The following is a 21,123-nucleotide window of genomic DNA, read 5'->3' as shown; positions in this document are numbered from 1 at the left end:
GCCCGTAATGCTTTATTCTCGCCACAACTTGGTCGTTTTCCAGGATCAGTTACTCGCCCTGGATGGTGGCGATCATCCGACGTGAACCACCGCTATCCCGGTGTTCACCGAGATAGATCCCCTGCCAGGTGCCCAGCGCCAGTCGCCCATCGCGGATTGGGATGGTCACGCTGGCGCCTAGTAGTGACGCTTTGATATGCGCAGGCATATCATCATCCCCTTCATAGGTGTGCTGGTAATACGGCGCCCGTTCAGGCACCGTCTGGTTGAAATGGCGTTCCATATCAGCCCGGACGGTGGGATCGGCATTTTCGTTGATGGTCAGGCTGGCAGAAGTATGTTGAATAAATAGGTGTAGTAAACCAACAGAAATAGTGTTGATTTGCGGTAACTGTTGTTCAATTACATCAGTAATCAGGTGAAAACCGCGTGGTTTGGGCGTCAGGGTCAGGATCTGTTGCTGCCACATATTGGCTCCTAAAGGTTCTGGTTGGCAAGCTTCACATTAACGGGTAAGGTGATAGCCCTTGATTAGAGTGCATTTTAGCGAACTTAACCTGTTAACGTGATTTATCTCAATGATGGGGTTAAAGCGCTGAGTCATAATTGCACCTGAAAATTAATTACAATTGATTGTGTCACGCAGGTGGCACAAATATCGTCTATTTTTATTGCTAAATCGGGGATTCCACAACTGCAATTTGAGGAGTGGAAGCGTACCAACTGTAACATCGGGATAGTTACCATGTTGAAAAATACCAATCCAACGCAAACACAGGCTTGGAAAGCGCTGACTGCGCATTTTGAAACCGCACAAGATATGGATCTGAAAGAGCTGTTTGCTCAGGACGGCCAACGTTTCGATAAATATTCGACTCAGTTCGGCTCCGACATCCTGGTCGACTACTCTAAGAACCTGATCAACGAAGAGACTCTGCAGCATCTGTTCGCTCTGGCTAAAGAGACCGATCTGCAAGCGGCCATCCAAGCCATGTTCAGCGGCGAAAGCATCAACCAGACTGAAGGTCGTGCGGTACTGCATACCGCGCTGCGTAACCGCAGCAATACACCGGTAATGGTCAACGGTGAAGACGTGATGCCAGCGGTGAACGCGGTACTGGCGAAAATCAAATCCTTCACTGAGCGCGTGATTGGTGGCGAGTGGCTGGGCTATACCGGTAAAGCGATCACCGATGTGGTGAACATCGGTATCGGCGGCTCTGACCTGGGCCCTTACATGGTGACGGAAGCGCTGGCGCCGTACAAAAATCATCTTAACCTGCACTTCGTGTCGAACGTCGACGGTACTCATATCGTCGAAACGCTGAAGAAAGTGGATCCGGAAACCACCCTGTTCCTGATCGCGTCTAAAACCTTCACCACTCAGGAAACCATGACCAACGCGCACACCGCCCGTGACTGGTTCCTGGCGGCAGCTGCTGATGAAGCACACGTTGCCAAGCACTTTGCTGCACTGTCGACCAACGGCCAGGCGGTAGCGGAATTCGGTATCGATACCGACAACATGTTCGAGTTCTGGGACTGGGTCGGCGGCCGCTACTCGCTGTGGTCAGCTATCGGTCTGTCGATCGCCCTTGGCGTTGGCTATGACAACTTCATTGAGCTGCTGAGCGGCGCCCATGAAATGGACAACCACTTCGCCTCGACAGAGCTGGAAGCCAACATTCCGGTGATCCTGGCGCTGATCGGTATCTGGTACAACAACTTCCATGGTGCCGAGTCTGAAGCGATCCTGCCTTACGACCAGTACATGCACCGTTTTGCCGCTTACTTCCAGCAAGGTAACATGGAATCCAACGGTAAATACGTTGACCGTAACGGTGATGCCGTGACTTACCAGACCGGTCCTATCATCTGGGGTGAACCGGGTACCAATGGTCAGCACGCGTTCTACCAGTTGATCCACCAGGGTACCAAACTGATCCCTTGTGACTTCATCGCCCCTGCGCTGAGCCACAACCCGGCTGGCGATCATCATCAGAAACTGATGTCGAACTTCTTTGCCCAGACCGAGGCGCTGGCGTTCGGTAAGTCTGCCGAGACCGTCCAGGCCGAGTTCGCTAAAGCAGGCAAATCAGCGGAAGAAGTGGCGGCACTGGTACCGTTCAAAGTGTTTGAAGGTAACCGTCCGACCAACTCAATTCTGGTGAAACAGATCACTCCGCGTACGTTGGGTAACCTGATCGCCATGTACGAGCACAAGATCTTCGTACAGGGCGTGATCTGGAATATCTTCAGCTTCGACCAGTGGGGTGTAGAGCTGGGCAAACAACTGGCGAACCAGATTCTGCCAGAGCTGGCAGGCAGTGAAGCGGTGGCCAGCCACGACAGTTCCACCAACGGTCTGATCAACGCGTTTAAGGCGTTCAAAGCCTGATAAGCGCGGGTAAAATAATAAGGCTCACCAACAGGTGAGCCTTTTTTATGTCCGCTGTCCTGCCTGACAACGAGACGGCGGCAGGCAGAATGTCTGCGCTTACACCGTGTGATGAAGGGTTTCACTTCCCGCGTCGGCCTGGACACTAAAGCGCTGGCTCAACAGGGCGACCATCTGATCGTAGTATTCGGCATGGGGCTTGTTGCCCAGCAGCTTGCACAGTTCGTTGCCGGTCGGGGTAAAGCGATAGTAGAGCAGCCGAACCCCTTTGCTCATCGGTTGCAGCATCATCGGCTTACCCTGATAGTGCAGTGGCAGCGGCATACCCTGTTCAATCTCGCCGGACTCCAGTTCATTAGCGTGCAACAGCTTCAGCTCTATCAGCACCAGCAGGCTGGAGTATGGGAGCTGGAAATTGCCGACATTGAGGCTGTTGGCGGTATTGCGCCGGCCCAGGCTAAACAGCCCGCCAGGAACACGTAGGCCGGTCAGAAGCTTACGGCTGTGATCACCGCCAAAGCTGCATGCCAGGCTGGCAGCACGCTGCAGATACTGCGCTTCTTTCGGGGTCATATCCTGCAGTATTTTCAGCGCCTTTACCGAGGTGGAGCCGGGGTTGGTGACTTCCCTTTTCAGAACCTGAGCCCACAGCCGCTGCATAGAGCTGTTGTGGATATCCTGGGCCATATCAAAGAAGCGGTACAGCCAGTCCTGATCCGGTTCTCCGGCGGTCTCGTCGCTGCATGAGCTGTGGGCGAGCCGGACGATTTTTTCCAGGTTCTGCTGGCGCTGCTCACGTCGTTTACGTTCACGGATCAACGCTCTTTCCATCGGGCTTTTATCTGTGGTGCCCCCCAGTAACAGGGCATCGAGTCCGTGCTGGCGGGCAATCACCATCACCCGGTTGGCACTGTCCTTGATATAGCTGGATTTTTTGTTGCGTTTACTGGCGTCGCCAGCACTATCGTTTTCGATCACCACTGGCTGATTAGTATCTGACATAAGCTTCCTGACAGGCGGATCTTCTCTGTCATCACTGTACCGTTTAACCACCTTGGCGGCTAGCGCAAAGAGTGCGACCCAGCTTCGAAATTTGCGCTACCAACAATGCTAATAAGTTGTTAAAATTGTTGTCAGCATTTTACGAGGGGCTTATGAAGTATTCAAAAGAGAATAAACTGAAGAAGCACCTGTCAATTAGCTTGTTATTAGCGATATACCTTGGCGTACTCGTGTATCTATCCAGATATATCGGTTAATAGAGTCAATTAACAGGTTGCTGAATTGTTACAGTGATCTGTTGCCATTGCTCAAGCCGGAGCGGTCAGCCTTCGGTGTACTCTTCTATGGTGGCATTCTCAATCGTGTACCCCGCTTCTGCCAGCTCAGACACTTCCGGCTTAGTGCTCAGCGTACCAATCACGTATACCACATCCCACAGCTCCTGCACCGGTGCTCCATTCGGTATGCGGACATAGACAATCTGGTTGGGTGGCGGTGGCGGTACGTGAATGCAGGCGCCGAAAAATGGCACCAGCAGAAATTCGGTAATGGTGTTTTCATCCCCTTCCAGCGGGATCACAAAGCCCGGGATCTTCACTTTGCTGCCGTTCAACTCCTTACGCACCGTACCGACTTTCAGTTGCGAGGCGGGCATGGTGGAGGCATGTTCCAGGCTGGAAAGAGCATTTTCGTAGACATTGTTGCGCTCAGCTAGCGGGATCAGATCTATCCAGTTCAGCGTCAGTACTTCTTCTTTTGCGAGACTGAGCGGAGAGAGCGCGGCCAGCAGTGCGACTAACAGTGTTGTGATTATTCGTTTCATCATGAGTTAAATCCTAATTGTCATTCCGTCACTGAGGGATTGTCGATAAGCTCTTAGCGCCGGGATAAAACCGATCACTAAACCTGCCAGCTGGACCATACCGATCAGAGCCCACTCGTAATCAGTCAGCCCTATAAGTGTAATATGGATACCGTAATGCTGCTGAATCAAAGGTTGTAAAGCGGCCACTAATAGGTAGGTGAAGATGACGCCAACACAGATACCGAGGAAGGTGATGGCAAACGCTTCACTGATCAACAAGCCAAAGATATGTCGTGGTCGTGCGCCCATCGCACGCAGAATTGCCATCTCCCGCCGTCGTTCCTGCAGGCTGGTCAGCATGCTGGTCAGCATGCCTAGCAGACCGGCAAACACGACGAAAATGGTGATCGACATCAGCGCCTGTTCGGCCACTTCCATCATGCCCCATAACTCGTGTAACGCCACGCCAGGTAAAATGGCACTGAGCGGCTCTTTGCCGTATGTGTTGATTTGCCGCTGCAGGGCGAAGGTCTGAATTTTCGACTTCAAACCCAGCAGCACCGCGGTGATCTGCTTGGGTTCAAACTGGTGCTGCTGCAGTTGCTCGGCGCTGGGGGAAGCGCCAAGATTAGCCCCCGATTCCCAGCCAACGTGGATCGCTTCTATGGCCTGCAACGAGACATGCAGGGTTTTATCGACCGGGGTGCCGGTTGGTGCCAGAATGCCGACGATTTTAAACGGCAATTTGTCATGACGGGCAAAGCCAACGTCACCGGCGCCGTGGGCGATCACCACCTCCTGTCCGAGCTGATAGCCGAGCTTGGAGGCGACCTCTGAGCCAACCACGACTTCGAACAAGCTGCTAAACGGCTGGCCCTGGGCAAACGTCAGCGGTTGTTTTCTACCATAGCGATAGTGCTCAAAATAGCTATGGTTGGTGCCCAGCACCCGAAAGCCGCGGTGCGAATCGCCCAGCGAGATCGGAATCGCCCACTTGACCGCAGACTGCTGGCTGATCAGCTGGTAACTCTGCCAGTCGATATTGTTGGTGGCATTGCCGATACGAAACACCGAATAGAGCAACAAGTTGACCGAACCGGAACGCGCCCCGACGATCAGATCGGTCCCGGAAATGGTGTTGGCGAAACTGGATTTGGCCTGGGTGCGTATCTTTTCCACCCCGAGCAGTAAAGTGACGGATATGGCGACCGTCATAATGGTCAGCAGCGCGGTGGATTTACGGTTGCGGGCACTTTTCCAGGCTAAGGATGTGGTTAACCTCATATGCGGCCTCCTGTCTGGTTCAGCTGCATCAGATCAATTGAGCGGTCGAATGCCAGTTCCAGGCTGGGATCGTGGCTGACAAACAGCAGGGTAGACTGGCAGTTACCAACCTCTTCCATCAGCAGCTCAATAAAGGCGCTGCGGTTGTCACAGTCGAGTGATGAAGTGGGCTCATCGGCAATCACCAGGGCAGGGTTGCCGATCAAGGCCCGTGCGGCGGCGACCCGTTGCTGTTGGCCGATACTCAGTTCCACGACCGGTTTGTTGCGCAGTTCATCGGGCAGGTGCAGCCGTTCCAGCAGTTCGAGGGCGTGCTGTTGTTGTTCGCTCTCCAGCTGAGCGCGCCGGTGGCGTGACAACTGGCAGGGCAGCAGTACGTTTTCGATTACCGATAAGTAGGGTAGTAAGTTAAATTGTTGAAATATATAGCCGATATGATCAGCCCTGAAGCGGTCTCTGGCACTGGGGCGCAAATCGGCCAGGGTTTGTCCCAATATCGTCACCCGGCCCTGTTGGGCCAGGTTAATGCCGGTCAGCAGGCTGAGCAGGGTAGACTTGCCACAGCCACTGGGGCCTTTCAAAAAAAGGTGTTCTCCGCGGCGAATCTCGAGATGGTCAATGTCCAGTGTAGGCTGCTCATCATGCGGCCAGAAAAACTTGACCTTGTCGAGTTCGACAACAGTATTCGCATCGATGTGAACCTCAGTCATACAATCACCTTCTGCAAAAGTGGGCGTGACTCTGACAGCAGCGGCTATCAGAGTCATTGGTTAGAGCTTGATACGAGTATTTTTACCGGTGAGACTGAGTGACGTCTGTTGCGTGTCAGTCAGCAGGTTCACCTGAATAATCCGGCTGGTCTGAAAATGTTCAAACCAGTGAGTATCAATATGGTCAAGTTGTGACGCATTCTGACAGTTAAAATGGTACTCGATATGGAAATTACCGTGATCGGTGTCCTTATGCTCCTGATGGGCAGCATGGTGATCGTCCTCGTCATGGTGCTCGGCATGATCATGCTGTTGTTCGTCGGGATGCTGGGTAGCGTGGATGTGCCCCTCTAAGTTGTTACCGACGGAGGCCATTTCCAGCTGGCACTGGGCTGCGCCGGGTAAGGTGACGATCATATCGGCCTGGTTTAACAGCGCCATCGCCTCATCTAGTTTATGTTGCTGCTGCGAATTCTCCGGTGGATGTTCGAAGCCGACAATGTCGCTGGCCGGTGAAAGAATTTCCATCATCAGTTCGTGGTCCTGCAGGGCAATATTAAATTCGACCTGGCCATGTTCATGGGCTGAATGCTGGATAAACTCGTTGTCTGCCAGCACCGCTTGGCTGACCAATAGGCTAACTGCCGCACCAGCCAGTGATGCCGCGTTGAAATTACAGTTCATGCTTTGTTCCTGTCACTAATTTTTAAAATTGTTGTTTGCTATAAGGTTAGCTGACAGGTGGCGATCGGGCTCTGGCTTGTTGGGCGTAGGTGGTTAAAGTGAGGTAAAGTTCGGCTGTCGTCGCGCTGTCGGGCAGAGACAGATCGGCCCACACCAGTGGCGCTGGGCAGCTGCCGTGCTGGGCGACGTTGACCAATTGACACTGATGTTGATGACCAGTGTTAGACACTTCCAGCTGATGGTTTAAGAACACCAGGTTCAGCCAGGCGATCAACACTATGCCGGCCAGAAGAAACAGCAACCGGTGAGAAGGTTTTGCCAGCAGGCGGATCAACATGCGATTGGAGCCAATAAAAAAAGGAATTGTTATAATATAACAATTCCTTTTGGGTCTGAACAGCAAGGGTTATCAACCGGCATGCGGTTACTGGTTACTGCGAACCGTTTTGGGGCAGTTTGCACCGAAACGGCTATAACTGCTGTTTAATCAGTGCGATAACCTGGCTAATTTCCTCTTCTTTCAGCGCGCCTTCTTTAACAAACTGCACCTGGCCCTGTTTGTCCAGTACGATGATCGCCGATGACTCAGGTGCCAATTGCCAGCTGGCGGCGACTACGCCATTTTCGTCCAGCACCATCGAAGACCAGGGAAATTCCCGTTTGCTGTCTGCGATGGACGACTTGACGAATGCACCGGTGCCCCAGATCGCATCGTCCTGATTGACGATTGATGTGGTCTGGTACTGCTCGGCAGGGAATTTAGCCGCGGTGATCGCTGCCATCATCGGCGCATTGAGTTTTTTCGCACTGCTGCGGCCTGCGACGGCCTGGACAACCCGGACTTTGCCGAGCATATCGTCGGTTTGCCAGCTCTGGTAACTGATGTCGTCACCCTCCAGCACTAATTCACCGTAACTGTCTACCTTGGCCGCCGGCAGAATTTCGCCAACGGTAAGGTTATGTGCCAGTGAGGTTAATGGAGAGCATGCGACTAACAGGGTAATTAAAGTTTTGATTTTCATGAGTAGATTCCTATTAAATTTCGCCGCGCCAGTATAGCCAGATTTATCGCAATTTACAGAGGAAGAAATTGTTAATGTAATGTAAAATATATTTTAAGGTAATATTGTTTCCAGCAGTGAGTTTTTGGTATGATATTTGCCTTTATTTACGCAAAAAGCGCTGAAGAGCTCTGATTTACCGAGTTACTTCTCAACCACAAATGGAAATTGAGGTGATGATGCTACGCGAATTTACAACTTATCGACCTTTGCAGGTTGCTCGTTTTGTTAAGACATTGTTTAAAGGTCAGTTTGTGATTGCCGGGCTTGGCAAGTTCAAGTTTGATAACGGTAAGGTATTAGTACCGGATATCAACGATCGGAAAATGTTGCTCGCTTATAAAGAGATCAATCAAGCGATTGCGGGCTTATCGCTCTGACCGTTTTGTCAGACAAAGCTAAGGCAAAACGCCAGAAAAAAGTCACCTTCGGGTGACTTTTTTGCGTCTGGAGCCGGGCGCGAAACCGGCGCCGTCATTCATTTGGCGGGCGGGAAACAGACCGCGGTGCCACCCAGTCCACAGTAACCGTCCGGATTTTTGGCCAGGTACTGCTGGTGGTAATCTTCCGCGTAAAAGTAAGCACCGGCCGGTAAGATTTCAGTGGTGATAGCGCCATGGCTGTCGCCCAGCAACTGCTGGTAGCGCTGCTTGGATTCGAGCGCCGCCTGATGTTGCTCGTCATCGAAATAGAAAATCACCGAGCGGTATTGGCTGCCGAGATCATTGCCCTGACGCATCCCCTGAGTGGGATCATGCCGTTGCCAGAATTGTTGCAGTAACTGCTCCAGAGGCAGTTTGGCCGGGTCATAAACTACGCGTACCACTTCGGCATGGCCGGTCTGTCCGGTGCACACCTCCTGATATGTGGGGTTTTCAGTGTAGCCACCGGAATAGCCTACCGAAGTGGTCACTACGCCATCGAGTTGCCAGAACAGCCGTTCCGCGCCCCAGAAGCAGCCCATACCGAACAGGATTTGTTGGCAACCTGCTGCCAGCGGTGCCGTCATGCTGGATTGATTGACAAAATGGCGGTCATTGATAGTGATGGCCGTTGACCGCCCCGGCAGTGCCTGGTCGGCGGTGATCATGGTCTGTTTATTGAGCATTTAAATATCCTTGTTCTACTCTGCGGCGGGAAGTGTGGTTAATTGACGGATTGGATACAGACTTCATTAACCAATCCCGCTATTATGCAATAGTATTGCTTCAGTCTGACGGTAAGTGTTAATTAACCATGATAAAAAAAACATTACCAGTTTTCGTCCTGCCGCTTTTGCTGATTTCCCCATTGGCAGTCAGCGCCACCTTAACCATGAATGGTATTGAAGGTGAGGTACGTAAAAACGTCGACGCCTATCTGGAGACTATCTCGGCAGAGGATTATTCCACCAGCCTGCGCTTTCAGGCCCGCTTAGAGAGAATCATGACCGAGGCTGTCAATGCGCTCGGCTATTATCACCCCGAGTTTGATTTCCAGCTTATTAATAATGACCAGGATTTACAGGTCGATATTTCGCTCGGTGAGCCTGTATTGGTAGAAAAAGCCGATATTGATATTACTGGGGAAGCGGGCCGGGATCCTCAGTTTAACCGTCTGATTCGTGAAAGCGGTATCGTGAAAGGCGAGCGGCTCAACCACGGCCAGTATGATGCCCTTAAGTCGGCGATTCAGAATCTGGCGCTGCAAAAAGGCTACTTCAAAGGGGAGTTTACCGTCAGCCGGTTAGAAGTGGCGCCAGATCTTAATCAGGCTTTTATTCGCCTCCATTACAAAAGCGGTATCCGCTACCAGTTCGGCAATACCCAAATTGTTAACACTCACATCGACCCGGAACGGGTCAAATCGCTCAGCCCTTATCAGGCTGGTGATGCTTACCTGGCGAGTAAAGTGGGCGAATATAACCAGAACCTGTCCAATACCGACTGGTTTTCTTCCGTGTTTGTTGAACCGGATTTGACCCAACTCGATCAGCAACGGCAATTGCCGATGAAAGTGACCCTGGCACCTCAGGCACGCAACCAGATTGAAACCGGTATTGGCTACGCAACTGACGTCGGCGTGCGCGGCTCGCTCAAATGGAAGAAACCCTGGCTCAATTCCAGAGGTCACAGCTTCGACAGCAGCTTTTTGTTATCGATTCCGGAGCAGACCATTACCGCCAGCTATCGTATCCCGCTGGAAGACGTGCTGAACGATTACTACCGGGTCAAATACGGGATGAAAAAGGTCGATAAAAACGATACCAACAGCCTGGAGTCCAACCTGGCGCTGGAACGTCACTGGACGCTGGACAATGGATGGCATCGGACGCTTTACATTCGATATCTGCTCGAGAGCTATACCCAAGGTCTGCTGGACGATACCGGTCAGTTTGTCTTACCCGGGATTTCGTTTTCCCGCACCCGCAGCCGTGGTGGCCTGATGCCAAACTGGGGCGATAAACAGAGCGTTACCGTCGAATATGGTGATCCGGCGGTAATATCGGAAACCCGGTTGGTGCGGCTGTTGGCCTCGACCGCCTGGGTGCGCAGTATCGGTAAAAATCACCGCGGCGTATTTCGCCTCGATGCAGGGGCCAACTTAACCGAAAATTTTGAAAAACTGCCGCCTTCGCTGCGTTTTTTCACCGGTGGTGACAACAGTGTGCGTGGTTATGGTTATGAAACCATCTCACCCAAGGATCCCAGCGGTGCGTTAGCCGGGGCCAAACATATGGTTGCCACTTCGCTGGAATATCAATACAGGCTCTACGGCGACTGGTGGGGCGCGCTGTTTTATGATGTCGGTGATGCCTTCAACGAAATCCCTGAGCTGAAACGCGGTACCGGTTTTGGTATTCGCTGGGCGTCGCCCGTCGGCCCGGTGCGGTTTGATTTTGCCTGGGGGCTGGATGCCGAGCCGAAACCCGACTTCCAGATCCACTTTACCTTGGGGCCTGAGCTATGATCAAACGTGGCTTAAAATGGCTGTCGATTGGCCTGGGAAGCTTACTGTTGGTGCTGGCACTGACCATTGTCGGCTTGCTGTTCACCAATCCGGGGCTAAACCTGATCTTGTGGGGAACGCAAAAAGCGTTGCCGGAGCTGCAGGTCGCGGAGACGGAAGGGGCACTGTTTCCTCGTTTTACCCTGCATGAGCTGCAGTTTGACTATCCGGATTTAAAGCTGAATGTCGATGCCCGGTCAGTCACTCTGGCAGTCACGCCAAACTGTTTTTTTGAGCCCAGTGTCTGTATTGATGAACTGGCGGTAGATGGCCTGCGCGTGCAGCTGCCGGAGTTGCCGGCCAGTGAACCATCCGCCGAGCCTGAGCCGGGGCCGGAAAAAGTGACAACCCCGCTGCCGGTTCGCCTGGCCAGACTAAACTTATCCGATATCGAGCTGCAGTTGCTCGGCCACCAGATACAGTGGCAACAGCTGAGCAGTGGCCTGACATTCCAGGGCGCCCGGTTAAGACTGACTCCAACCCTGTGGCAGGACATTGTGGTTACCCTGGCTGCCAGCGACGGGCAAACTGAGCCTGATCCCAACGGGTTAGTGCAGGCCGCAGCTACTGATAGCGACCCGGTGGCCGAATCCGACTCATCGGCTTCGGCGCCTGTGTCTCCAGCGCAGAGTCTCGCCCAGGCAGAGCCGCCACTATCGGCTGCTGAACCTGCCTCCAACCCCGCCTCACCGCAGCAAGCGCTTGATGAGCTTGAGCGGATCGTGCTGCCAGAGATCAGCCTGCCGCTGGATATTGAGCTGGTTGACTTTACTATGCAGCGCTTTCGACTGGAGCAGCCGACGCCTGTAGTGGTGGACCACCTCGGCATTCAGGGCGTGATCGTCGGCAGCCGGGTTGAAATGAAACAGTTGCAATTGAGCATGCCCCAGGGCGATGCCGAGCTGCACGGACGGGTGAACTTATCCGGCGACTACCCACTGGCGCTGGATCTGGCTGCGACGGTGAAAGACCCGATCGCCGCTGGCCAGCAATTGTCGCTGTACGCCAACGGCAGTGTTGCCGACCTGGACCTGAAGGCGAAACTGACCGGACCGGTGGAAGCGGAAATGGCTGGCCAGCTGCAACCGCTGGATGCCGATATTCCGCACAAATTTGGCTTAGTGAGGGTAAAAGGCCAATGGCCACTGACCGGCGAGCCGGACTATCAGTTTGCCCTGGCAGAGCTCACCTCATCTGGTAGCCTGCAGGGTTACCAACTGACGCTGGATGGTGAAGCGAAGGGCAAGCAGATCCCTGAGCTCGCCGTCACTCTGGCCGGGGAAGGGGATCTGAACCAGATTGAGCTGCAAAAGTTCGATTTACGCACACTCGGTGGTCAGGTCCAGGGCCAGTTGATGGCCAACTGGCAGGCACCGATCAACTGGAGTGCCGATCTGAGCCTGGATAAAATCCAACCGGGACTGCAATGGCCAGAGGCCGAAGGGGTGATCAGCGGCGCCTTGAGTACCACTGGCGCACTGACTAAACAGGGTGGCTGGCAGGTAGACCTGCCCAAGCTGGATATCAACGGCGTCATTCGTGATTACCCTCTGACGGTATCCGGTCAGCTTTCCGCGGCAGATAAAAACGGCGACGGCAATATCCAGGCTCGTACACCGATGCTGACTCTGGCACACGGGCCTAACCGGGTCACCGCCAAAGGCGAGGTGGACCAGCAGTGGCGTATGAACGTCACGGTGGACGTCGCGGATCTGGCGAAATCGGTACCGGATGTCGGCGGTAACGTGTCTGGCCAGGTGGATCTGTCCGGTAAAATGCGCGAGCCGAAAATCGCGTTAGGGTTAAATGTTGCCAATTTGACCTGGCAAGATCAGCTCGCCATCGACCAGATCAGTATGCGCGGTCAGGTTCAGCCACTGCCCGACATTAATGCCGACATTAAACTGGCGGTGCGTCAGGTGCGTTATCAACAGCAGATCGTGCAACGAGTCAACCTGTCGCTGACCGGTAACCAGCAGCAACACGACCTGGCGTTGGACGTGCGCTCGGAATACGGCTCAACCAGCCTTGCGCTGCAGGGCGGACTGCAGCTTGAACCTGTGCTCGGCTGGCAAGGCGCGTTACAACGGATGAACCTGTTCAGTGAGCAGGGCAACTGGCGACTGGAACAGCCAACCGAGCTGAAATTTGATGGTAGTAAGCAAGCCCTGGCACTGCAGGCTCACTGCTGGTTACAGCAATCCAGCCGCTTGTGTCTCGATAAAGACGCAGAGCTGGGCCAAAGTGGCGAAGCCCAGCTGTCCCTGAGCGATTTCAACTTCCAGCAAGTTGCCATGTACATTCCGAATGAGACTAAGCTCACCGGCAGCGCCAACGCGACCGTTCAAGCAAAATGGGATGCTAAGGCACCACCTCAGGTGAAGGTGCAGCTGACCCTGCCGGAAGGCAACGTGGTGCAGCAACTGGAGCAGCCGCTGCAGATCGGCTGGCAGTCGCTGACCGTTAACGCCGATCTGGCCGATAACCGGCTTTCGGCCGACTGGGCGCTGGATATTCGTGATAACGGAGCCATTAGTGGCGAGATAACCATTCCGGACGTGCTACAGCAACAGAAGCAGCTGCAGGGCCGGTTGGCTTTGGCGGCGATCAATCTCGACTTTCTGCAGTCTCAGATGGGAGAGTACAGTCGGGTCGGTGCCGATATCAATGCCGATCTGGCCTTTGCTGGCCCTATGCTGCATCCGCAGGTCAACGGTCAGCTGGCTATCGACCAGATGATGCTGAGCGGGGAAATTACCCCGATCGATATCCAGTCCGGTCACATGCAGCTGGATTTTAGCGGCTATCAGGGCGTCGTGAGTGCCGATATTCGTACCCCGGACGGGGTGTTGAAAGTGGCGGGGGACGCTGATTGGCAAGATCTCGCGGCCTGGCACGCCAACACCCGGGTGTACGCCGAACGGCTGCGGGTGGACATGCCACCGATGGTCAAAATGGTGGTGGTTCCGGACATGACTATCGCGATGAAACCGAACTTTGCCCAGATCACCGGTGATATCGGCCTGCCGTGGGGCAGAATCGTGGTGGAAGAGCTGCCTACCAGCGCGGTGTCGGTGTCGAAAGATCAGGTCTTGCTGGACAAATCACTGCAACCGGTCGATCAGGACAGCGCGATTCCGTTCCTGGTGGAAACCGACGTCAATATCAGTATCGGCGATGATTTTAAGTTGTCCGCGTTTGGCCTCGAAGGCGGTCTGCAGGGTAAGCTGAATGTCACCCGTAAAAACAAAGCGCCGTTTATTACCGGCGAAGTCAATATCGTCGACGGCTCATACCGCTCGTTTGGTCAGGACCTGCTGATAACTAATGGCAAGATCTTGATGAATGGCCCGGCGGATCAACCTTACGTAGCGATCACCGCCATTCGCAACCCGGACAATACCCGCGATGACGTGACTGCCGGGGTGAAAGTTACCGGTCCGGCTGATGCGCCGGAAATTACCATCTTTTCTGAACCGGCGATGCCACAGGCCAACGCTCTGTCTTATCTGCTGCGCGGTCAGGATATCGATGGTGAAGCCGGCGGCAGTGCGGTGACTACTGCTCTGATTGGCCTCAGTCTGGCCAAGAGTGGCCAGGTGGTGGGCCAAATCGGTGAAGCTTTTGGTGTGAAAGATTTGCAACTGGATACCGCCGGCTCCGGGGATGAGTCCAAAGTGACCGTCAGTGGCTATGTACTGCCTGGGCTGCAGGTGAAATACGGTGTCGGCATTTTTGAGTCGGTCGGTGAGTTTACCGTTCGTTACCGCCTGTTGCAGAATCTCTACCTTGAGGGTGTTTCCGGGTTGAATAATGCGGTAGATTTGCTCTATCAGTTTGAGATCGACTAACTTGATAGAGATGCAGGGTTGAGTCCAGTTTGGAGGGAGTATGCAACATTTGGTGTTCGTCTATGGCACATTGCGCCAGGGAGAAAGCAATCATCACTACATGCAGTCGGCGCAGTTACTTGGCCTGCATGAGACCCAGCCTGAATACGCGCTATACGATCTCGGCCCGTACCCTGCGGTGATCGAGGGCCATCATGCCATTCAGGGTGAAGTGTACCTGGTGGATAGTGAGACGCTGGCGGAACTGGATAAACTGGAAGATGTGCCGGTGGAATACCGCCGCGAACTGATCGACACCCCTTACGGTCAGGCGTGGATCTATCTCTATCAGGACAGCGCCCATCTCGATAGCCTGATTGCCTCAGGCGACTGGTGTCAGCGGGTGTAAGCTACCCCGGATATTCGTAGCCAGAGACAAAAAGAGCCAGTAAAACTGGCTCTTTATGATTGGCTCAGAGAGCGCTAAACCGGGCGACTATTTTTTCGCGCGCTCAAATGAGGAGATGATTTCTGCCCGGGCAGATTCGACATCTTCCCAGCCATCAACCTTAACCCATTTACCTGACTCAAGCTCTTTGTAGCGCTCAAAGAAGTGGGTGATTTGGGCTTTTAGCAGCTCCGGCAGATCGCCGACGTCCTGAATATGATCGTACTCTTTGCTTAGTTTGCTGTGTGGTACCGCGACTACTTTAGCGTCTTCGCCAGACTCGTCGGTCATTTTCAGCACGCCAACCGGGCGGCAACGAATGACCGAACCCGGCATCAGTGGATGCGGTGTCGGTACCAGCACGTCCACCGGGTCACCGTCCAGTGACAGGGTGTGGTTGACGTAGCCATAGTTACATGGGTAGAACATAGGTGCGGACATAAAGCGGTCAACGAAAACCGCGCCGGAGTCTTTATCCACTTCATATTTGATTGGATCAGCATTGGCCGGAATCTCAATCACGACGTAGATATCATCAGGTAGCGATTTACCTGCAGGTACGTTGTTTAAACTCATCAGAATTATCCTTATTCGATTTGGGCTGAAATTACCTTGCTCACTTTAGCGGCAAACTCGGCTAACTGTAAATAACACGGGGCGAGATCGCTCGCAAGCGCACAGATAAAAAACGCCCACAATGTGAGCGTTTTATCGGTTAAGGTTTATGCTTCCGGAAACTCTGCCAGGAACTGTTCGACTTTACGCACCATGCTGGTGGAGCCGACAAAGAACGGTACCCGTTGATGAAGCTCGGTCGGTTTGATATCCATGATGCGGTTAACACCGTCAGAAGCAATACCACCGGCCTGTTCGATCAAAAATGCCATCGGGTTGCATTCGTACAGCAGGCGCAGTTTGCCGTTAGGGTGGCTTTCCGTGCTCGGGTAGAGGTAAATGCCGCCTTTCAGCAGGTTACGATGAAAATCCGACACCAGCGAGCCGATGTAGCGTGAAGTATACGGACGACCGTCTTCCGGCACATTTTCCTGGCAGTACTTGATGTACTTCTTCACCCCTTGCGGGAATCGGATGTAGTTGCCTTCGTTGATCGAGTAGATCTTACCGTTGTCTGGAATCACCATATTTTCATGCGACAGGCAGAAGGTGCCCAGCGAAGGATCATAAGTGAAACCGTTCACGCCGTTACCCGTGGTGTAAACCAGCATGGTGGACGAGCCGTAAATCACGTAACCGGCCGCGACCTGCTTATTGCCTGGCTGGAGAAAATCTTCCTGGGTTGGCGGTGTGCCGACCGGTGAAACCCGGCGGTAAATCGAGAAGATAGTGCCGACCGATACGTTGACATCGATGTTTGACGAGCCGTCGAGCGGGTCCATCAATACTACGTATTTGGCGTTTTTATTTAGGTCCTTATTGAAAGCAACCGCTTCATCTTCTTCTTCACTGGCAACGCCACAAACCTGATCCCGGGCTTCAAGAGCCGCTTTGAATTTATCGTTAGCGTAGACATCGAGTTTCTGCTGGGCTTCGCCCTGGATGTTCTCCGTTCCGACTGCACCGTTAATATCCGCGAGACCGGCTTTGTTAATTTCCCGGTTCACGATTTTTGCAGCAAGGCGAATGGAGGCCAGTAGCGAAGAAAGATCACCGCTAGCGTGGGGGAAGTCCGCTTGTTTTTCAACAATGAACTCGCCAAGGGTGCGCATTCCTGACATGGTTATTCCTTAATCTTGGTATGGTTGGGGGATAGTCGTCCGGACGGTTTCTATATGAACCTTACAAGGGTCCGAGACTCTAGCTAAGTTTAAAGCCAAAGTCTTTTTAATGGTAACGAACTAACTGACTGAGATCTCAAAAAGCCTGTCATTTCAGTCGCCTTTGCACAGCAGTGATCGAAGAGTCTCTGCTACATTGTTTGATTTGCCGACAAAGTCTCAGCCGGGCCGATGATCCGGCTCGCTTTTCCAGCCATGATGGTGATAATGGGAGGCAATGCAGTTGGCGCAATGAAGGAAAAAACATGCACATTCATATACTCGGGATCTGCGGCACGTTTATGGGCGGGGTCGCGACACTGGCCCGTCAGTTAGGTCACAAAGTGACGGGATCGGATGCCAATGTCTACCCGCCAATGAGTACCATGCTAGAATCTCAAGGCATTGAAATAATTGAAGGTTACCATCCTTCCCAATTGGAACCGCAACCAGATTTGGTGGTGATTGGTAATGCGATGAGCCGCGGCAACCCTTGTGTTGAACATGTACTGAATCACAATCTCAGATACATCTCCGGCCCGCAATGGCTGCAGGAGTTTCTGCTGCATGACCGTTGGGTACTGGCCGTCTCCGGCACCCATGGTAAAACCACGACCGCCAGCATGCTGACCTGGATCCTGCAGCAGTGTGGTTATGAGCCGGGTTTCCTGGTCGGCGGGGTGCTGGGTAACTTTGGCCTCTCCGCCCGGTTGGGTGACAGCATGTTTTTTGTCGTTGAAGCGGACGAATATGACAGTGCTTTTTTCGATAAGCGTTCGAAGTTTGTCCACTATCACCCCAGAACCTTAATCATGAACAATCTTGAGTTCGATCATGCAGATATCTTTGACGATCTGGAAGCCATCAAGCGGCAGTTTCATCATCTGGTGCGCACGGTGCCGGGAAATGGCCGCATTCTTGCTCCGGCTAATGATCACGCGTTAGCCGATGTGCTCAGCCGTGGCTGCTGGAGCGAAACCGAGCAAACCGGGCCGGACGGTGACTGGCAAGCGGGTCTGCTCAGTAAAGACGGCAGCCGGTTTGAAGTATTGCTGGACGGTCAGGTCGTCGGTCAGGTGGCATGGGATCTGGTTGGCGACCATAATGTCAGTAATGCCCTGATGGCCGTCGCGGCAGCGCGCCATGTCGGAGTGACGGCCGATCTGGCTTGTGAAGCGCTGGGACAGTTTGTTAATACCAAGCGCCGCCTGGAGCACAAAGGCGAGGTGAACCGGATTCACGTTTACGACGATTTTGCCCACCATCCGACCGCAATCAAGCTGACTTTGGGGGGACTGCGCAATAAAGTCGGTAATGAACGGATATTAGCGGTGCTGGAGCCGCGTTCGGCCACGATGAAAAAAGGCGTACATAAACAGCAACTGGCCGAGTCGCTGGCCGCGGCCGATCAGGTATTCCTGTTCCAGCCGAGCGATATTCCCTGGTCGGTGAGTGAAGTGGCCGAGCAGTGCCTGCAACCGGCGCAGGTGGCGGGTGATATCGACCAACTGGTGGCCGATATTGCCGAACAGGCCAGACCTGGCGACCAGATCCTGATCATGAGTAACGGCGGTTTCGGTGGCATTCATGATAAGTTACTGAGCCGCTTAGCTAAGCAATAACAGTCAATGGACACAAATAATTCAGCGATGAAATCAGAACGAAACACCATTACCCTGGCGTTTACCGGCGCCTCCGGGGCCCCTTACGGCTTGCGCTTACTGCAGTGTCTGCTGGCAGCCGACTATCACGTTTACCTGTTGATCTCCTCGGCAGCCCGGGTGGTACTGGCCACGGAGCAAGGGTTGAAACTGCCCGCCGGCAGTGACGCGGCCAAAGCGGTCTTGCTTGCGCAACTGGACTGCGACCCGGAGCAGTTGACCGTATGCGGCAAAGATGACTGGTTCTCGCCGGTGGCTTCCGGCTCCGCCGCACCGAAGCAGATGGTGGTCTGTCCCTGTTCGGCGGGCAGTGTGGCCGCCATTGCCCACGGTATGTCGGACAACCTGATCGAACGCGCCGCCGATGTGGTGATGAAAGAGCGTGGCCGCCTGTTGCTGGTGGTACGGGAAACGCCGTTTTCCACCCTGCACCTGGAGAACATGCACAAACTGTCGCAAATGGGCGTCACTATCATGCCCGCCGCGCCCGGATTTTATCATCAGCCGCAGAGTATTGATGATTTGGTCGACTTTATCGTTGCCCGCATTCTGGACCATCTCGGCATTGAGCAGGGCTTAGTGCCTCGCTGGGGCTACGATCAGCGCAACAGCTCAGACAACTGAAGTTGAGATAGCGTATCGATTCGTTTGCCATTACAATTCATTGCGAACTCATCGGGGAGCCAACTGTTTGCCCAGCAAACAGGCTGAGATCGAAATAGCCTTTCGGAACCCGTGAACCTGAACCAGATAATGCTGGCGTAGGAATTGAGAAAGGTAGTGCAAGTCTCGCGGCAAACCCTTTGCCCAGGCGACCGACCTCAACCCTGTGCCGCTCAATTAAGGAGAGCGAGCCATGAACCCAACCGTGACCATTCTGACCACAGCCCTTGTTTCTGCCGGCGCTGTGGCTGCCCAACCTACTCTGACCGTCTACACATACGACTCCTTTGCCGCCGAATGGGGCCCGGGGCCGAAGATCGAGCAGGCATTTGAAGCGCAGTGCGACTGCGACTTAAAATTTGTCGCGCTGGATGACGGCGTATCGATTCTAAACCGGTTACGGCTGGAAGGGAAAAACAGCCAGGCCGATATCTTGCTGGGGCTGGACAATAACCTGATGGCGGAAGCCAAGCAGTCTGGCCTGCTGGCGACTCACAAAGCAGATACTTCGGCCATCAAGCTGCCCAACGGCTGGAGTGATGATACTTTTGTGCCTTACGATTACGGCTATTTTGCCTTTGTCTACAACAAGACCAAACTGGCCAATCCGCCTAAGAGTCTGAAAGAACTGGTAGAGCAGCGTGATGACCTGAAGGTGATCTACCAGGACCCGCGCACTTCCACCCCGGGACAGGGGCTGCTGCTGTGGATGAAGTCGGTCTACGGCGACGACGCGGGTAAAGCGTGGCAACAACTGGCGCAAAAAACCGTCACTGTCACCAAAGGCTGGTCTGAGGCTTATTCGATGTTCCTCAATGGCGAGGCGGATCTGGTACTCTCTTACACTACCTCACCGGCGTATCACCTGATAGCCGAAAATGACGCCAATTACGCGGCAGCGGATTTCAGCGAAGGCCACTATACCCAGGTTGAAGTTGCGGCCAAGGTCGCTTCCAGCGAACAGCCGGAACTGGCGGATCAGTTTATCCAGTTTATCCTAAGCGATGATTTTCAGGCGGCAATGCCGACCGGTAACTGGATGTATCCGGTTACTCAGGTTTCGCTGCCAGAGGGCTATTCCAGCCTGACTCAGCCGAGCCAGTCGCTGAGCTTTTCTCCTGAGCAGGTTGCCAGCCAGCGTAAAGCCTGGATCCGTGAATGGCAAAACGCTCTGACCGATTAAGGCGCACCTTTGACTGAGACACCGAAATGGGGCATTGGGGTCGCGATGGTTATCGCGGCCTTTGTCATTTCTGCTTTAGCGGCACTGGTACTGGCGTCCCCTACCTGGCAGCTGAGTGAGCTGTGGCAGGACAGCTATTATCGCCATGTGACCCAGTTCAGCTTCTACCAGGCGCTGCTGTCGACACTGCTCAGTGTTGGATTGGCCATTCCGGTGGCCCACTCGTTGTCACGGCGCCAGTTTGCGGCGCGGCGCTGGCTGTTGCGACTGTTCGCTTCCACGCTGGTACTGCCGGTGCTGGTGGGGGTATTCGGCCTGCTGGCGATTTACGGTAACAGCGGTCTGCTGGCGAAGCTCGCGGCGGAACTGACGCTGGAGTACCCTTTTTCTATCTATGGCCTGAGCGGTATTTTGCTGGCGCATGTGTTTTTTAATCTGCCTTATGCCAGCCGGCTGCTGTTACAGGCGCTGGAAACCATTCCTGACGAACAACATAAATTGTGCGCCCACCTGGGTATGTCGCCGTGGGATAAGTTTCGCTGGGTGGAATGGCCCAGGCTGCGCCAGCAGTTGCCGGCGGTTGCCAGCCTGGTGTTTATGCTCTGCTTTACCAGCTTCGCGACCGTCATGG

Annotated in this window: 19 protein-coding genes, 1 pseudogene and 1 riboswitch; of the genes and pseudogenes, 9 read left to right on the top strand and 11 right to left on the bottom strand. The window is 53.8% G+C overall.

All coding sequences use genetic code 11. The features are described from left to right. Positions 1-49: 49 nt before the first annotated feature. Positions 50-469, bottom strand: a complete 420-nt coding sequence (locus ACQY6F_RS13095; RefSeq protein ID WP_428774973.1) for a secondary thiamine-phosphate synthase enzyme YjbQ — start codon at positions 467-469, stop codon at positions 50-52. Positions 470-745: 276 nt separating this feature from the next. On the opposite strand from ACQY6F_RS13095, the gene pgi reads away from it, so the two are divergent. Next, entirely contained in the window at positions 746-2,398 is a 1,653-nt protein-coding gene (gene pgi, locus ACQY6F_RS13090) for a glucose-6-phosphate isomerase (protein ID WP_428774971.1), read from the top strand. Positions 2,399-2,497: 99 nt separating this feature from the next. On the opposite strand, the gene ACQY6F_RS13085 is transcribed toward pgi, so the two are convergent. The 7 genes from ACQY6F_RS13085 to ACQY6F_RS13055 form a co-directional block, all read right to left on the bottom strand. Beyond that, the gene (locus ACQY6F_RS13085) at positions 2,498-3,400 is read right to left on the bottom strand and encodes a TIGR03899 family protein (protein WP_428774969.1); all 903 of its coding nucleotides are present in this window, start codon (positions 3,398-3,400) and stop codon (positions 2,498-2,500) included. A gap of 322 nt (positions 3,401-3,722) precedes the next feature. After that, the gene (locus ACQY6F_RS13080) at positions 3,723-4,223 is read right to left on the bottom strand and encodes a DUF3299 domain-containing protein (RefSeq protein WP_428774985.1); all 501 of its coding nucleotides are present in this window, start codon (positions 4,221-4,223) and stop codon (positions 3,723-3,725) included. 6 nt (positions 4,224-4,229) lie between these two features. Then, complete coding sequence (locus ACQY6F_RS13075) at positions 4,230-5,489, bottom strand: ABC transporter permease (RefSeq protein ID WP_428774967.1); 1,260 nt, start codon at positions 5,487-5,489, stop codon at positions 4,230-4,232. Next, positions 5,486-6,199: an ABC transporter ATP-binding protein gene (locus tag ACQY6F_RS13070; RefSeq protein WP_428774965.1), complete on the bottom strand. Its 714-nt coding sequence runs from the start codon at positions 6,197-6,199 to the stop codon at positions 5,486-5,488. The genes ACQY6F_RS13075 and ACQY6F_RS13070 overlap by 4 nt, the downstream gene beginning before the upstream one ends. A 60-nt stretch (positions 6,200-6,259) precedes the next feature. Beyond that, entirely contained in the window at positions 6,260-6,883 is a 624-nt protein-coding gene (gene zrgA, locus ACQY6F_RS13065; RefSeq protein WP_428774963.1) for a zinc uptake protein ZrgA, read from the bottom strand. A 46-nt stretch (positions 6,884-6,929) separates the two neighbouring features. Then, a complete protein-coding gene (locus tag ACQY6F_RS13060; RefSeq protein ID WP_428774962.1) occupies positions 6,930-7,220 on the bottom strand; it encodes a DUF2607 family protein in 291 nt (96 codons plus the stop codon). Positions 7,221-7,353: 133 nt separating this feature from the next. Next, positions 7,354-7,905: a YtfJ family protein gene (locus ACQY6F_RS13055; protein ID WP_428774961.1), complete on the bottom strand. Its 552-nt coding sequence runs from the start codon at positions 7,903-7,905 to the stop codon at positions 7,354-7,356. A 218-nt stretch (positions 7,906-8,123) separates the two neighbouring features. Between ACQY6F_RS13055 and ACQY6F_RS13050 the strand changes: the two genes are divergently transcribed. Beyond that, positions 8,124-8,324, top strand: a complete 201-nt coding sequence (locus ACQY6F_RS13050; protein ID WP_428774983.1) for a DUF1107 family protein — start codon at positions 8,124-8,126, stop codon at positions 8,322-8,324. Between the two features lie 98 nt (positions 8,325-8,422). On the opposite strand, the gene msrA is transcribed toward ACQY6F_RS13050, so the two are convergent. Then, on the bottom strand, positions 8,423-9,052 hold the full coding sequence (gene msrA, locus ACQY6F_RS13045) for a peptide-methionine (S)-S-oxide reductase MsrA (protein WP_428774960.1): 630 nt from the start codon (positions 9,050-9,052) through the stop codon (positions 8,423-8,425). A 128-nt stretch (positions 9,053-9,180) separates the two neighbouring features. On the opposite strand from msrA, the gene tamA reads away from it, so the two are divergent. The 3 genes from tamA to ACQY6F_RS13030 are packed head-to-tail and all read left to right on the top strand — an operon-like array spanning position 9,181 to position 15,171. Continuing rightward, complete coding sequence (tamA, locus tag ACQY6F_RS13040) at positions 9,181-10,893, top strand: autotransporter assembly complex protein TamA (RefSeq protein WP_428774958.1); 1,713 nt, start codon at positions 9,181-9,183, stop codon at positions 10,891-10,893. Beyond that, positions 10,890-14,783 carry an autotransporter assembly complex protein TamB gene (gene tamB / locus ACQY6F_RS13035; protein WP_428774956.1) on the top strand — a complete coding sequence of 1,298 codons (3,894 nt, stop codon included), beginning with the start codon at positions 10,890-10,892 and terminating at the stop codon, positions 14,781-14,783. The genes tamA and tamB overlap by 4 nt, the downstream gene beginning before the upstream one ends. Before the next feature lie 40 nt (positions 14,784-14,823). Beyond that, positions 14,824-15,171 carry a gamma-glutamylcyclotransferase family protein gene (locus tag ACQY6F_RS13030; RefSeq protein WP_428774954.1) on the top strand — a complete coding sequence of 116 codons (348 nt, stop codon included), beginning with the start codon at positions 14,824-14,826 and terminating at the stop codon, positions 15,169-15,171. A gap of 87 nt (positions 15,172-15,258) precedes the next feature. Here ACQY6F_RS13030 and ppa read toward each other — a convergent pair whose 3' ends face one another. Both ppa and fbp read right to left on the bottom strand, forming a co-directional pair. Next, entirely contained in the window at positions 15,259-15,786 is a 528-nt protein-coding gene (gene ppa / locus ACQY6F_RS13025; protein WP_428774952.1) for an inorganic diphosphatase, read from the bottom strand. A gap of 146 nt (positions 15,787-15,932) precedes the next feature. Further along, positions 15,933-16,946, bottom strand: a complete 1,014-nt coding sequence (gene fbp, locus ACQY6F_RS13020) for a class 1 fructose-bisphosphatase (protein WP_428774950.1) — start codon at positions 16,944-16,946, stop codon at positions 15,933-15,935. Between the two features lie 305 nt (positions 16,947-17,251). Here fbp and mpl point away from each other — a divergent pair, with 305 nt between their 5' ends. From mpl to thiP, 4 genes and pseudogenes are all read left to right on the top strand, one after another. Beyond that, positions 17,252-18,607, top strand: a complete 1,356-nt coding sequence (mpl, locus tag ACQY6F_RS13015) for a UDP-N-acetylmuramate:L-alanyl-gamma-D-glutamyl-meso-diaminopimelate ligase (RefSeq protein WP_428774948.1) — start codon at positions 17,252-17,254, stop codon at positions 18,605-18,607. A gap of 27 nt (positions 18,608-18,634) precedes the next feature. Then, positions 18,635-19,270, top strand: coding sequence for a flavin prenyltransferase UbiX (locus tag ACQY6F_RS13010; RefSeq protein ID WP_428774982.1), 636 nt, complete (start codon positions 18,635-18,637; stop codon positions 19,268-19,270). 42 nt (positions 19,271-19,312) lie between these two features. Beyond that, a riboswitch (TPP riboswitch) is annotated at positions 19,313-19,431 on the top strand. Positions 19,432-19,502: 71 nt separating this feature from the next. Further along, positions 19,503-20,492, top strand: a complete 990-nt coding sequence (gene thiB, locus ACQY6F_RS13005) for a thiamine ABC transporter substrate binding subunit (RefSeq protein WP_428774946.1) — start codon at positions 19,503-19,505, stop codon at positions 20,490-20,492. 45 nt (positions 20,493-20,537) lie between these two features. Continuing rightward, a pseudogene (thiP, locus tag ACQY6F_RS13000) lies at positions 20,538-21,123 on the top strand (thiamine/thiamine pyrophosphate ABC transporter permease ThiP); the annotation flags it as partial.

The organism is Vibrio sp. (genome assembly GCF_050299255.1).
In the GTDB taxonomy this organism is placed as follows: domain Bacteria; phylum Pseudomonadota; class Gammaproteobacteria; order Enterobacterales; family Vibrionaceae; genus Vibrio.
The sequence above is the reverse complement of the archived record's forward strand: the minus strand, read 5'-3'. Positions and strand labels throughout refer to the sequence as shown.